Origin of the sequence: Streptomyces sp. NPDC053541, from assembly GCF_044544705.1 — a bacterium.
Lineage (GTDB): Bacteria > Actinomycetota > Actinomycetes > Streptomycetales > Streptomycetaceae > Streptomyces.
Genome location: NZ_JBITXM010000009.1, coordinates 287,341 through 300,339, shown reverse-complemented (window position 1 = coordinate 300,339; position 12,999 = coordinate 287,341). Strand labels below are relative to the sequence as shown.

Here is a 12,999-nt window from a genome sequence, read left to right as displayed (position 1 = left end):
GCGCTGCTGGAGTTCGGCGATCCGGCCGGAGACGCAACGGGCGTGGGCGGAGAGCAGGACCGGGTCCCGTCACCCGTCGGCGGCTTCGCTCCACTCCCCGTCCGGGCCCAGGCGGAGCGTCCTGCGTTGCATCCGCCGGGCCGCCTCTTCGAGTGCTGCCCGCTCGCGGCCCCGCCGGGACGGGTCCGGCTCCGTGAGGTGGAAGCCGAGCAGCGGGACCTCCTGCGGGTCGACGTCGCCGGGTGAGGGCCGGCCTTCCAGGAGGAAGCCGAAGAGGGCGCGCAGGGCTTCGTCGCCCAGTTCCAGGGGGTGGAACGGCAGTGGGTACGGCTCCTCGTCCCACTCCGGTTCGGACGCGACACTGCGGTCGCCTGCCCAGTAGGGCGCCTCGAAGGGGAAGGGGGCGCCGATGTTCTCCGCGATGCCACCGTCCGGGGAGAGGCTCAGTGAGCGGACCAGGCGGCCGGATTCCCAGACCGCGAAGGCGAGCCAGTCCGAGACGCTGTGCATCGCGTGCAGGATCACGCGACGGCCCGCGGCGGCCTCCAGGAGGTGCGCCGGGAGTTCCGACGGGCGGTCGAACATCAGACGCCGGTCGCAGACCAGGTCCACGCCCGGGAAGCTCGCCGCGTACGTGAGGTGCTCCGGCGGGTACGTCGAGTCGCCCAGGACGTCGGCCGGCGTCGGCTCCGCCGCCCGGCCCGGGAAGACCCGGGCGAGCAACGCCGCCGTTCCCTCGGCCGCCGGCTCGCCGGCCTTCCGCAGTGCCGAGGCCACGTCTCCGTCCGCGTACGCCAGTAGCGCCGTCTTCGCTCCCATGCGACGCACGCTAGCCCCCGCCGCCGACAGCCCGAGGTTGTCGGCGGCGGACGTCAGCCGGCGTGGGCCTCCTCGATGCCCGGTTCGGCGCGCGGGGCGCGGACGCGGTGACCCGCCCGCCGGTGAGGGGGCGTCAGGCCGCGCGGCGGTTGCCGTGCTCGTCGCAGGGGAGGGCCGAGGCCGGGTGGTTGGCCGTGAAGTCGCGGGTGGCCTGGCGCTCGGCCTCCGCGATGGCGGTCGGTTCGACGTCGATGATGCCGCCGAAGGGGCGGTCGACGTCACGGATGATGCAGAGCGCCGTCGTCAGCAGGGCGGTGATGACGACGAGGGTGAGGATCTGGCCGCGGTTGTTGCGGCGCGGCAGGCAGATGCCGAGCGCGGTCACCGTGATGATCAGGGTCGCGAGCAGGAACCACATGATGGCGCTGGGGATGCTCGCGGTGGCCTGGGTGAGGCGTTCCTCGCGCTCGTCGGAGCGCTTGTTGTCGGCGGCGATCAGCATGCCGAAGGCCGGCTTGCCCTCCAGGGTCCGGAAGGTCTTGCGGAAGTCCGTCGACCACACGCTCGGCGCCGCCGACCCCTTGCCGTCGGACATGGCCGGCCACTCCTGCTCGCGGACGGCCCGGGCGTAGCAGACCGCGTCGGCCTGGATCCGCTCCCGCTGCGCCCGGGGCGCGTACTCGGCGGTCTCGACGATCTGGTCCAGGGCCTTGGCCTCGCCGCGCGAGGCGAGCTCGGCCTTGCCGAAGGAGCCGTTGGCCGTGACCAGGACGAAGGACAGCAGCAGGACGGTCATGGTCAGGAGCGGGCCCACCAGGTCCTTCACGCCCATGCCCGTGTCGTCGTCATCGCCGACGAGCCGGGGCCTCAGCCAGCGGTTGGCGGCGAGGCCGGCGAGCAGGGCCAGCACGGCGATGACGATCACGAGAACCACGGTCGGATGCCTCCGAGGCGAGCGGTGCGAGGGGAGCGGTGCGGGGGTCTGCCGTGCGGGGAAGGGATGGTTTCCGTACACACGGACTTTGCGATCAGGACCCGTGGGGGCCTCGGCCCGGGTGCGGGAAACGGCCCGCGTCCCCGCACGGGGGACAGGCTTGCGCCGGCAGGACCAACCCCCGCCGGCCGCGTCCACGATCGGCCCCCGCCCGCCTTCCCCGCGCGTCCGAAGCCGTTCGGCGATCACCGTTCGGCGTTCGAACCGGATCGGTTGCGGGGCCGGGCAGGGCGTCCGGGTCACCGGGGAGGGTGACAGCCGGGCCCGGCACGCTACCTCCTCCCGCCCTGGGGCGTTGACGTCCCGTGACACCCCTTGCAGTGACGGTTCTGCGCGCGGGACCTGCGGGTTCAGGGGCCGGTGAGGAGATGTGGGACGACGTGACGGGGGTACTGGGCGTGTGGGCAGGGCAGACCGGCGGGGTGCGGCTGCTGGAGCGGGGCGGCGGGCCGCAGGGGCTGGTCGGGCGGGAGACGGAGCTCGCGGCGGTACGGGGCGCGCTGCGGGCGCACCGGCTGGTCAGCGTGACCGGGGCCGCCGGGGTCGGGAAGAGCCGGCTCGCGCTGGCGGCCGTGGCGCCGGCGGAGGCGCCGTGGCAGGCGATGGTGCGGGTGCGGTGGCACGACGGGGTGCCGGCCGGGCCGCGGGCGCTGGCCGGGCGGATCGCGCAGGCCCTCGACGCGGCCGGCGGCGGGTACCGGGGCACCGGCCCGGCGCCCGAACTGGGCGAGGCCGTACGGGCGTTGCCGGACGGCGAGCTGCTGCTGATCCTGGACGACGTCGACCCCGTGCACGCGCAGTGCGCCGGGATCGTGCAGTCGCTGCTGATGGCGCTGCCCGCGCTGCGGGTCCTGGTCACCGCCCGGCGGCCGCTCGGGCTCGGCGACGAGCACGTCGTACGCCTCGCCCCGCTGGCCACCGGTCCGGCCGCCGAGCTGCTGCGGGCCTCGGCGGAGGCGCACGGGGTGCCCGGCGAGCCGGACCCGGCGGCCGTCGCGCGGGTCTGCCGGCTCCTGGAGGGCAATCCGCTGGCGATCGAACTGGCCGCCGCGCAGCTGACCGACCTGCCCGCCGACGCGCTGGCCGACCGGCTCCAGGACGGGCAGTGCTGGCTGGCGGCGACCGGGCCGCTGCTGAAGCGGCACCGTTCCTGGCGCGCCTCGCTCGGCGCCGTCCACGCGCTGTGCGAGCCGGCGGCGCGCAAGGCGTGGCGGCGGCTCAGCGTGTTCGCCGGCGACTTCACGGAGCGGGCCGCGGTCTTCGTGTGCGAGGGCGCCGACCTCTCCCCCGACCGGGTGCCCGGCGCCCTCGCCCATCTGACCGCGATCGGCGCCCTGGAGCGGGGCTCGGAGCTCGGCGCGGTGCTCGAACCGCGCTACCGGATGACCCGGGCCGCCCGCGACTTCGGCGCCGAACGGCTCGCCGCCGCGGGCGAGTCGGCCGCCGCCCGGGGCCGGCACGCCCGGCACTGCCGCAGCACCGCCGCGGTCGCCGAGACGCTGTGGAACACCGGGCTCCAGCAGCAGGCGGTACGGCTCGTCCAGGACGAACTCGCCGACCTGACCGCGCTGGTGCGCCGCGGCGCGCACGACACCGGGCACGCCGAGATCGCCCTGGAGACGGTGCTCCACCTGTGGTTCTGGTGGGTGGCCCACGAGCGGGCCCGGGAGGGCGCCGGGCACGTGCTCGCGCTGCTGCCGCGGCTGCCCGCCGCCGACCGGCTGACCGCCCGCGGCCAGTGGCTCGCCGGCTGGCTCACCACCGGCGCCGACCCGGCCACCGCCCAGCGGCTGCTCGACCGCGCCTGGCCGGTCGCGGTGCTCAGCGGCGACGACGCCCTGGTCGGCCGGATCGCCCACGTCCACGGCACCCTCGCCTGGCAGCGCGGGGAGCTCGCGACCGCCGCCGCGCACTACCGCCACGCCGCCGACACCGTGCCCCCGCTCGCCCCGGGCGGGCCGACGCCGGCGGTGAGCCTGGCCGCGCTGGCCATCGTGCACTCCGCGACCGCGCCCGCCCGCGCCGTACGCACCGCGCGCCGGGCGCTCGCCCAGCGCACCGGGCACCACGACACCTGGGCGACCGCGCTCGCGCAGTACGCCCGGGCGCTCGCCGACCTCCGGGCCGGGCACCCCGGCCGGGCCCGCCGCCGCGCCGAGCGGGCCCTCGGACATCTCGACGCCCGCCTCGACGCCCCGCAGCCGCGCGCCGCCCTGCGCCGGCTCCTCGACACCCTCCCGGAGGACACCGGCCCCGGAGCCGGGCCCGCCCCCGCAACCCCGCACCCGCCCGCGCCCGCCTCCGCGCCCGTACCCCCGCCCCGGTCCGGGACCTGACCGCCGGCACCCCGCCCCGGGCCCGTACCCACCGGAGGTCCACCCCGGCCGCACCGGGGTCCGGGCCCGTACCGCGCCCACGCCCCACCGCGCCGTCCGCGCAAACCGGCCTGCGCCACCTGGCCCAGTGCGTTCATGCAGCTCAGTGGGTCTGCCGGCGGGCGGTTCGGGTCGTCGGCACCAATGCCGGGAGGTGCCCGGGACGGCTGCGAAACTCGCGAAATGATCCAAAGCAGCAGATTTGGGAGCACCCGTCGCAAGCGACGCGGGAGATCCGCCCCGCGCGGCAGGTCCGCCGCGCTCGCCTCCGTCCTGGCCGGTGCCGTCGTCACCACCACGGCCGTCCCCGCGCTCCTCCTCGGCGCGGCGGCCGCGCCCGCGGTGGCCGCACCGCTGCCCGGCGGGCTCGGGCCGTGCGTACCGGGCAGCTGTCCGTCCCCCTTCCCCGGCATCGGCAACGGCGACATCGCCGGGCGCGACAAGGCGATCAACATCTTCGTCGGCGAGGACTTCCTCGTGCGCGGCTCCGCCGCCGAGGCGGAGGGCCGGGTGGTCGTGCTCGACGACTTCGACATGGCGAAGAGCGCCTCGGCGAGCCAGGTCTACAACATCGGCGAGGTGGGCGTCGGCTCGCGCGTGCCCCCGCCCGTCGACTCGGACTGGCTGACCACCGGCGGCAAGATCAGCGTGGCCACCGGCCAGCGGCTGCTCGCCGAGAAGGGCGTCGTGCGGCACGCCGGCGCGCTCACCGGCACCGTGGTCTCCACGCTGGTCCGCGACCCGGACGCGACCGACCCGTACACGGCGCTGCGCGACCAGCTGACCGCCGCGAGCCGCTGCTACGCCCGGGTCGACGGCGCCCCGCGCACCCCCACCGGCACCGCCGTGAACCAGGGCGGCGAGACGGTGTTCACCGGCGACGGCAGCTCGGCACTCCAGATCTTCAACGTCGACTTCGACCTCACCGGGCCGACCGGCGGACAGCAGGGGATCGTCTTCCGGAACGTCCCGGCGAACGCCACCGTCCTGGTCAACGTCCTCGGCGCGAACCGCACGGTCAACACCTACAGCGGCGGCATCGACGACCGGACCGACCCGCTGAACGCCTATCGCGAGCGCCTGCTGTGGAACATCCCGGACGCCACCACCGTGAACCTCAACGGCACCGGCCAGTTCCAGGGCAGCGTGCTCGTCGGCGAGCAGAAGTCGAGCACGACGGTGACCCTGCCCGGCATCAACGGGCGCTTCTTCACCACCGGTTCGCTGACCCACACGAGCAGTGCCTCGGGCGGCGGCGGGCAGGAGTTCCACGCGTACCCGTTCAACGGCAGCCTGCCGGACTGCGGCTCCGCGCCGAACGCCACCGGCCTGGTGAAGGTGGTCAAGAAGGACGCCGACACCGGTGCCGTGCTCCCCGGCGCGGAGTTCCGGCTGTGGAAGGAGACCAACGGCAGGGCCGGGCTCCAGACCAACGGCGCGAACGCCGACACCGCCGTCGGCGACCCCTGCACCACCGGCGCCGACGGCGCCTGCGCCCGGACGGTGGAGACCGGCACGTACTACTGGCAGGAGACCAAGGCCCCCGGCGGCTACGAGCTGCCCGACCCGGCCGTCTTCGGCCCGCTCGTCCTCACCCGGGAGAACGCCGCGAACGGCGTCACCGTCGAGGCGCGCGACGAGCGGCTGCCGGTGACCGGCGCCGTCGACGTGCTCAAGCAGGACGCGGAGACCGGCGCAACGCTGCCCGGCGCCGAGTTCCGGCTGTGGAAGGAGAGCAACGGCACGGCCGGGCTCCAGACCACCGGCATCAACCCGGACACCATGGTCGGCACCCCCTGCACCACGAACGCCGACGGCCTGTGCTCGCGCACGGTCGGCACCGGCACGTACTACTGGCAGGAGACCGCGGCGCCGCAGGGCTACGAGCTGCCCGACCCGGCGGTCTTCGGGCCGCTGGTCCTCACCGAGGAGAACGCCGAGCAAGGCGTGAGCGTCGTCGCCAACAACTCCCGCACCCCGGTCACCCCGACCAGCGGCGAGGTGAAGGTGGTCAAGAAGGACGCCGAGACCGGGCGCGAGCTGCCCGGTGCGGTGTTCCAGCTGTGGCGGGAGACCAACGGCACGGCCGGGCTCCAGACCACCGGCCCGGACACCGACACCGCCGTCGGCGACACCTGCACCACCGACTCCAACGGCGTGTGCAGCCACGCGGTCGAGCCGGGCACCTACTACTGGGAGGAGCAGACCGCGCCCGCCGGGCACGAGCTGCCCGACCCGGCGGTCTTCGGGCCGCTCGTCCTCACCGAGGCCAACGCCCAGCAGGGCGTCACGATCGAGGCGCTCAACGCGCGCACCCCGGTCGTCCCGACCAGCGGCGCCGTCGAGATCCTGAAGAAGGACGCGACGAGCGGCGCGGTGCTGGCCGGCGCGGAGTTCCGGCTGTGGAAGGAGACCAACGGCACCACCGGGCTCCAGACCGGCGGTGCGGACCCCGACGAGGCCCTGGGCGAGTGCACCACCGGCGCCGACGGCCTGTGCTCGCGCCGGGTCGGCACCGGCACGTACTACTGGCAGGAGACCAAGGCCCCCCGCGGCTACGACCTGCCCTCCCCCGCCGTCTTCGGCCCGCTCGTCCTCACCGAGGACAACGCGGCCTCCGGCGTGCGGATCACCGCCCGCAACACCCGCACGCCCCAGCCGGAGCCGAAGGGCTCCCTGAAGCTGTTCAAGACCGACGCCAAGACCGGACGCCCGCTGGCGGGCGCCGTGTTCGAGCTGTGGCGCGAGACGAACGGCACCGTGGGCCTGCAGACCGGCGGCGCCAAGCCCGACGCCCGGATCGGCGCCGGCTGCGCCACCGACGCCAAGGGCCTGTGCTCCTTCACCGGCCTGCCGCTCGGGGAGTACTACCTGCGGGAGACGGCGGTGCCCGAGGGGTACGTCCTGCCGGGCTCGAACGTCTTCGGACCCTTCTCCGTGACCAGGGGCGACACCCGGCCGGTGGAGGTGAGCATCCCGAACGAGCGCGGCGAGCCGTGCCACGGGAAGGACTGCAAGGGCGGCCCGAAGCGGTGACGCCCGCGGGCGCCTGAGCACGGATCCGCTCCCGCGGAGGGGCGGGGCGCGTTCACCGGTTCGGCCGCGCAGGCCGGGCCGGGACCGGTCGGCGCTGCTCGACTGGGAACGTCCCCGTCCCTCCAGGAGGTTCCGAGGTGCTCACCGTCCGGACGACCGGTGCCGCGACCGCCGCCACGGCGGTCGCGGCACTGCTGTGCGCGGCCCCCGCCGCCGGGGCCGCCGCCCCCACCGCCCCCGCTGCCGCCCCCGTCCACGGCCGGGCCCTCGCGCCCGCCGCGTGCACGGCGCCGACCGGCCCGTACCAGCGGCCGCTGGAGGAGCATCTGGGGCGCCCCGTCGACGGCGTGCAGTCGGAGGCCGACTGCGTCGCGATCCGGGCCTTCCAGCGGAAGGAGCGGACGCCGCGCGCCGACGGGTACGCCGACCTCGGCACGTACCGCACGATGGTCGCCGTGAAGGCCCGGCCGAACCCCAACGCGCAGGGCCGCTGCCCGGTCCGCTCCCACCGCGTGACCTGTGTGGACATGGACCGGCAGCTGCTGTGGGTGCAGACCGGCACGAAGGTCGGCTTCGGTCCGGTGCCGATCCGCACCGGCCGCGACACGATGGAGACCCGGCGCGGCTGGCACACCATCTACTGGCGCGACAAGGACCACGTGTCGAGCCTGTACGACGCGCCCATGCCGTACGCCCAGTTCTTCGACGGCGGCCAGGCACTGCACGGGCACCCGGGCGACCTCTTCGACGGGGGCGGCTCGGCCGGCTGCGTCAACCTCGCGATGAAGGACGCGGCGGCGCTGTGGAAGCTGCTGAAGGTCGACGACCGGGTGTACGTGTGGGGGGCGAAGCCCGGCACCGACGGGTAGACCTCCGGTGTGAACACGACCCTCGCCGTTCCCCGCGTCGAACGGCTCCTTCAGGACGGCGTCCGCGCCCGGGTGTTCCCCGGGGCCGCCTGGGCGGTCGGGGACGCCGGCGGGGTGCTGGCGGGCGGGGGCGCCGGAGCGCTCGTGCCGGGGGGCGAACCGGTGGGCGCGGACGCGCTGTTCGACCTGGCGAGCCTGACGAAGGTGATCGCGGTGTGGCCGGTGGTCGGCACCCTCGTGGAGGACGGGAAGCTGGCGCTCGACGTGCCGCTGGCGGACTTCTGGCCGGAGACGGCCGGGCACCCGGTGGGGGACGTGACGCCGCTGCAACTGCTCACCCACACCGCGGGGCTGCCGCTGCGCGCCAACCTCCGCGCGCTGTACGGCTCGGACCCGCAGGACGTGCGGGACGGGGTGGTGCGGGAGCGGCTGCGCCGGCGGCCGGGCGAGGCGGTGGAGTACACCGACCGGGCGGCGCTGCTGCTCGGCTACCTCGCCGAGTTCCTGACCGGCGGCCGGCCGCTGCGGGAACTGGCCCGGGACCGGGTGTGGGAGCCGCTGGGGATGACGGAGACCCGGTACGGGCCGTTGCCGGCCGGGCTGGTCGCGCGGACCGCGGCCACCGAGTACGACGAGGAGAGCGGCGCCCATCTGCGGGGCACCGTGCACGACTTCTCGGCCCGGCTGCTCGGCGGGGCGTGCGGGATCGCGGGGGCCTTCGCCACGGCCGGGGACCTGGGGCGCTTCCTGCGGCAGGTGCTCGATCCCGTACGGCCGCCGTTCGGTCCCGGGTGGACGGCGCAGTCGCTGCGCGTGCGGACCGGCGAACTGACCCCGGCCCGGGGCCTGTTCTGGCACCTCGCGCCGGGCACGACGGTCCGGGACGACGTGTGGGCGCACTACGGCTTCACCGGCACCGCGATGTGGGTGAGCCCGGCGCGCGGCCGGTGGGCCGTGCTGCTCACCAACAAGCTGTACTTCACGCGGGCGACGGGCCCCGTGACGGGGATCCGGGACGCCTTCCGCGCCCTGGTCTTCGCGTGAGTCCCGTGAGTTCCGTACGTCCCGTGAGTCCGTGAGTCCGTGAGCCCCGTGAGCCCCGTGAGCCCCGTGACCCACCGTGACCGCGGGTGACCGGATCGGGCCGGATTCGTTGCACGCCGTACATGACGAGCAGGCGACGACGAGCAGTGGAGGCACGGGCCATGACGGTGGGAGACGAGCGGACGGCACTGATGACGGCACCCGCGGCGGAGCCGGTGGTCCTGGGGGCGGCGGCCGACGACGGGGACGTGCACGCGGCGGCCGGTGAACTGGCCCGGGGCCGTGCGGTGGTGCACCGCTTCGGCACCGTGCGCGCGCTGACCTGCCGGCCCGGCCGGGAGGACGTGGCCCGGGCGAGACTCCTGGCCCTCCGGCCGGAGGGGCCGGAGGGCGGCGTCACGACCGCGCCGGACGCGCTCGCCGGGCTCTTCGACTGGACCCGGCTGCCCGCCGAACTCCCGCGCCGCCCGCTGCGCCTGCTCATGGAGGAGCTGGCCGAGCTGGGGCCCTTCGGCTTCCGCGGGCCGGCCGCCGACCGGGTGCCGGAGCATCTGACCTCGGTACGGGACGGGGTGCGCACGGTCCGGGCGGTCACGCCGGGCCTGGCCTGCCCGTCGCACGCCTTCCTGGCCGCCGCGCTCGACCGCACGGGCGCCGGCCTGCTGTTCACCCTGGGCGTCGGGGGTGCGCCGGAGCCGACCGACGAGGCGGCGGCGCGCCGGCGGTTTCCGCACCACGCGCCGGTGCCGGTGACGGTGCTGGCCTTCCACCGGGCGGCCGGGTACGGGCGGGCGGGGCTGCCCGCGCTGGCGCTGGAGCGGCCGGGTTCGCTGTCGGTCGAGCACCTGCGCTCGGTGGCGGCGAACCACGGCTTCGCGCTCGCGCCCGCCCCGGCCGGGGCACCGGCGGCCGGGGCGGCCCGGGTCTACGCGCCGTCGGTGCGGCGGTAGGCGCGCAGGAAGGCGGCGACGCCGCCGGCCAGGAGGCGGTCGTTCTCGGCGTCGGGGAGCGGCAGCACGCCGTAGTGGGACCGCTGGAGGACGATCGCCGAGGTGAGGGCCGGGAAGTGGAGGGCGGCGAGCTCGGCGTCGCCGCGCAGGTCGAGGAGGCCGGCCTCCTCCAGGCCGGTGAAGGCGGCGGTGAGGGCCCGGGCGACGGGCAGCGGCCCGGCCTCGCGCCAGGCGGTCATGACCTCCTCGGGCAGGTGGCCCGCCTCGGCGGAGATGTGCCGGACGAGGGCGAAGTGGTCCGGGTACTCGGCGATCAGGCTGGTGAACGCGCGGGCGAGGGCGACCAGATCGCGTTCCAGTTCCTCGGGGCGGGGCGGCCGGGCCGGGTCGAGGAGCGTGTGGAGGCGGGTGAGCTGGGCGTCCCGCACCTCGTTGGCCGTCCAGGTGACGACGGTGCGGAAGAGCAGGGCCTTGCCGCCCGGGAAGTGGTTGTAGAGCGTGCGGGTCGAGACGTCCGCGGCGGCGGCGAGGGCGTCGACGGAGGCGCGCGTGTAGCCCTCGCGGCCGAAGACGCCGCAGGCCGCGCGGACGATGGCCAGTTGTTTCGCCAGCTTGCGGGGCGGGATCTCGCGCCGCGCGCGTTCCATCCAGGCGTCGTTGGTGCTGCTCATGCCGGCACCTTACTCGCCCCCGCCCAGCCAAGTACAACGTGCGTTGCACTTTTTACAATGACCGTTGTACCTTCCTGGTGTGCCGGAACGCAGCGGGCGTCCCGGACACCCATGGAGGGGGAACAGCCATGTCCACGACCGCCACCACCGCCACCACCACCGCCACCACGGCCGGGGCCGCGCCGCTGCGCGTCGCCGTCCTCGTCGGCAGCGTCCGCGAGGGGCGCCGCGGCCCCGCCGTCACCGACTGGTTCACCGGAGTCGCCGCCGGCCACGGGGACCTGGAGCTCGACGTGATCGACCTGGCCGACGTCGACCTGCCGCTGGTCATGCCCGGCTGGGGCGGGGAGGTCGACCCGCGCGCCACCGCGGCGCTCGCCGAGGTCTCGCCGCGGCTCGCCGCCGCCGACGCCTTCGTGGTCGTGACCCCGGAGTACAACCACAGCTTCCCGGCCGTCCTGAAGAACCTCATCGACTGGCACCGGGCCGAGTGGTACGCCAAGCCGGTCGGCTTCGTCTCGTACGGCGGCCTCGGCGGCGGCCTGCGCGCGGTCGAGCAGCTCCGGCTGGTCTTCGCCGAGCTGCACGCCACCACCGTGCGCGACTCGGTCAGCCTGCACGGGCCCTGGTCCGGCCTCGGCGAGGACGGGCAGCCGCTCGACCGTGCCGTCGCCGAGGGCGCCGCCAAGGGCATGCTCGGCCAGCTCGCCTGGTGGGGCCGTGCGCTGCGCACCGCCCGGGCCGCCCTCCCGTACCAGGGCTGAGGGGGCACCGGACATGACCTCCGCACCGCCCCGCAGCGGGCCCTCCACCGGCCCCGCGGCGACCGCCCCCGCCGGCGCGGCCGGGACCCCGCTCGGCCGGGTCCTCGCCGTCACCGTCCTCGGCTCCGTCATGTCGGTCCTGGACATGACCATCGTCAACGTGGCGCTCCGCAGCCTCTCGGACGCCTTCCAGGCCCCGCTGACCACCATCCAGTGGACCGCCACCGCCTACACCCTGGCGCTCGCCGCCGTGATCCCCACCGCCGCCTGGGCGATGGGCCGGATCGGCGCCCGCCGCACCTATCTCACCGCGCTCGTCCTCTTCACCCTCGGCTCGCTGCTCGCCGCGCTCGCCTGGGACGCGGGCAGCCTGATCGCCTTCCGCGCCGTGCAGGGGCTCGGCGGCGGACTGCTCATGCCGGTCGGCATGACGATGGTGATGCGGGCCGCCGACCCGGCACGCATGGGCCGGGCGATGGCCGTCGGCGGACTGCCCATCCTGGTCGGCCCGGTGATCGGACCCACCCTCGGCGGCTGGCTCGTGGACGCCGCGTCCTGGCACTGGATCTTCCTGGTCAACCTGCCGCTCGGCGCGCTCGCCCTCGCCCTCGCCGTCCGGCTGCTGCGCCCCGACGCGCCGCGCGCCGGCGACCCGGCGCCCCGGCTCGACGTACCGGGCCTGCTGATGCTCTCCCCCGGACTCGCGCTGCTCCTGTACGGGCTGGCGCGGGGCGGCGAGGACGGCGACCCGACCGCGCCGGGGGCGCTGCTCCCGGCCCTGGCGGGCCTGGTCCTCGTGGCCGGTTTCGTACGGCGGGCCCTGACGGCCCGTGCGCCGCTGCTCGACCTGCGGCTGCTGCGCGACCGCACCTTCGCCGCGGGCGTCGGCACCCTCGCCCTGTTCACCTGCGGCTACTTCGGCTCGATGCTGCTCGCGCCGGTGTACTGGCAGTCGGCGCGCGGGCTCACCGCGAGCGCGGCCGGGCTGCTGTCCGCACCGGTCGGGCTCACCGTCGGCCTGACCATGCAGATCGCGGCCCGGCGGATCGACCGGACCGCGCCCCGGCGGCTGATCCCGGCCGGTGTCGTCGTCGCCGCGCTCGGCATGGCGCTGAGCGCCGTGCAGACCGGCATCCCGGACGTGGCGGCCTGGCGGCCGGTCGCGGCGGCGATGCTGATGGGCGTCGGCGCGGGGATCGTCCTGATGCCGACGATGACCACCGCCGGCCGCGACCTGCCCAAGGACCGGCTGGCCGCCGCGAGCACCGCGCTGAGCATCAACTCGCAGCTGGGCGCGTCGATCGGCACCGCGCTCTGCTCGGTGGTGCTGTCCACGGCGGGCGCCGACCCGGCAGGCTTCCGCCTCACCTACGCCGTCGCGGCGGTGCTCATCGCCCTGGCGCTGCTGCCCGCCCTGCTCCTGCCGGGCCGCCGGGCCGGCCTCCCCCGCTGAAGGCGCTCGTGGCGGCGTCAGGAA

At 75.8% G+C, this 12,999-nt stretch carries 10 protein-coding genes; 7 read left to right on the top strand and 3 right to left on the bottom strand.

Going from position 1 to position 12,999, the window contains the following annotated elements; genetic code table 11:
• Positions 1-69: 69 nt before the first annotated feature.
• Together ACIGW2_RS24065 and ACIGW2_RS24060 are read right to left on the bottom strand one after the other, a co-directional pair.
• Positions 70-819, bottom strand: a complete 750-nt coding sequence (locus ACIGW2_RS24065; protein ID WP_399845745.1) for a DUF6928 family protein — start codon at positions 817-819, stop codon at positions 70-72.
• 133 nt (positions 820-952) lie between these two features.
• Positions 953-1,744 (bottom strand): hypothetical protein, encoded by a 792-nt coding sequence (locus ACIGW2_RS24060; protein ID WP_399845742.1) that lies wholly within the window; start codon positions 1,742-1,744, stop codon positions 953-955.
• A 449-nt stretch (positions 1,745-2,193) separates the two neighbouring features.
• On the opposite strand from ACIGW2_RS24060, the gene ACIGW2_RS24055 reads away from it, so the two are divergent.
• From ACIGW2_RS24055 to ACIGW2_RS24035, 5 genes are all read left to right on the top strand, one after another.
• A complete protein-coding gene (locus tag ACIGW2_RS24055; protein ID WP_399845739.1) occupies positions 2,194-4,149 on the top strand; it encodes an ATP-binding protein in 1,956 nt (651 codons plus the stop codon).
• 222 nt (positions 4,150-4,371) lie between these two features.
• Positions 4,372-7,224 carry a SpaA isopeptide-forming pilin-related protein gene (locus ACIGW2_RS24050; RefSeq protein ID WP_399845736.1) on the top strand — a complete coding sequence of 951 codons (2,853 nt, stop codon included), beginning with the start codon at positions 4,372-4,374 and terminating at the stop codon, positions 7,222-7,224.
• A gap of 137 nt (positions 7,225-7,361) precedes the next feature.
• Positions 7,362-8,093, top strand: a complete 732-nt coding sequence (locus tag ACIGW2_RS24045) for a L,D-transpeptidase (protein WP_399845733.1) — start codon at positions 7,362-7,364, stop codon at positions 8,091-8,093.
• Between the two features lie 9 nt (positions 8,094-8,102).
• The gene (locus tag ACIGW2_RS24040) at positions 8,103-9,137 is read left to right on the top strand and encodes a serine hydrolase domain-containing protein (RefSeq protein WP_399845730.1); all 1,035 of its coding nucleotides are present in this window, start codon (positions 8,103-8,105) and stop codon (positions 9,135-9,137) included.
• 161 nt (positions 9,138-9,298) lie between these two features.
• Positions 9,299-10,087, top strand: a complete 789-nt coding sequence (locus ACIGW2_RS24035; protein WP_399845727.1) for a hypothetical protein — start codon at positions 9,299-9,301, stop codon at positions 10,085-10,087.
• On the opposite strand, the gene ACIGW2_RS24030 is transcribed toward ACIGW2_RS24035, so the two are convergent.
• Positions 10,063-10,758 (bottom strand): TetR/AcrR family transcriptional regulator C-terminal domain-containing protein, encoded by a 696-nt coding sequence (locus ACIGW2_RS24030; protein ID WP_391655592.1) that lies wholly within the window; start codon positions 10,756-10,758, stop codon positions 10,063-10,065. The two genes, ACIGW2_RS24035 and ACIGW2_RS24030, sit on opposite strands and share 25 nt — an antisense overlap.
• 128 nt (positions 10,759-10,886) lie before the next feature.
• On the opposite strand from ACIGW2_RS24030, the gene ACIGW2_RS24025 reads away from it, so the two are divergent.
• Together ACIGW2_RS24025 and ACIGW2_RS24020 are read left to right on the top strand one after the other, a co-directional pair.
• The gene (locus tag ACIGW2_RS24025) at positions 10,887-11,522 is read left to right on the top strand and encodes an NADPH-dependent FMN reductase (RefSeq protein WP_399845722.1); all 636 of its coding nucleotides are present in this window, start codon (positions 10,887-10,889) and stop codon (positions 11,520-11,522) included.
• Between the two features lie 13 nt (positions 11,523-11,535).
• Positions 11,536-12,975 carry a DHA2 family efflux MFS transporter permease subunit gene (locus tag ACIGW2_RS24020; protein ID WP_391655594.1) on the top strand — a complete coding sequence of 480 codons (1,440 nt, stop codon included), beginning with the start codon at positions 11,536-11,538 and terminating at the stop codon, positions 12,973-12,975.
• Positions 12,976-12,999 lie beyond the last annotated feature (24 nt).

What these genes read in the sequence shown, in the direction of transcription:
- ACIGW2_RS24065 (WP_399845745.1), bottom strand. Translation starts at nt 819, where the DNA reads ATGGGAGCGAAGACGGCGCTACTGGCGTACGCGGACGGAGACGTGGCC.
- ACIGW2_RS24050 (WP_399845736.1), top strand. Translation starts at nt 4,372, where the DNA reads ATGATCCAAAGCAGCAGATTTGGGAGCACCCGTCGCAAGCGACGCGGG.
- ACIGW2_RS24035 (WP_399845727.1), top strand. Translation starts at nt 9,299, where the DNA reads ATGACGGTGGGAGACGAGCGGACGGCACTGATGACGGCACCCGCGGCG.
- ACIGW2_RS24030 (WP_391655592.1), bottom strand. Translation starts at nt 10,758, where the DNA reads ATGAGCAGCACCAACGACGCCTGGATGGAACGCGCGCGGCGCGAGATC.
- ACIGW2_RS24025 (WP_399845722.1), top strand. Translation starts at nt 10,887, where the DNA reads ATGTCCACGACCGCCACCACCGCCACCACCACCGCCACCACGGCCGGG.
- ACIGW2_RS24020 (WP_391655594.1), top strand. Translation starts at nt 11,536, where the DNA reads ATGACCTCCGCACCGCCCCGCAGCGGGCCCTCCACCGGCCCCGCGGCG.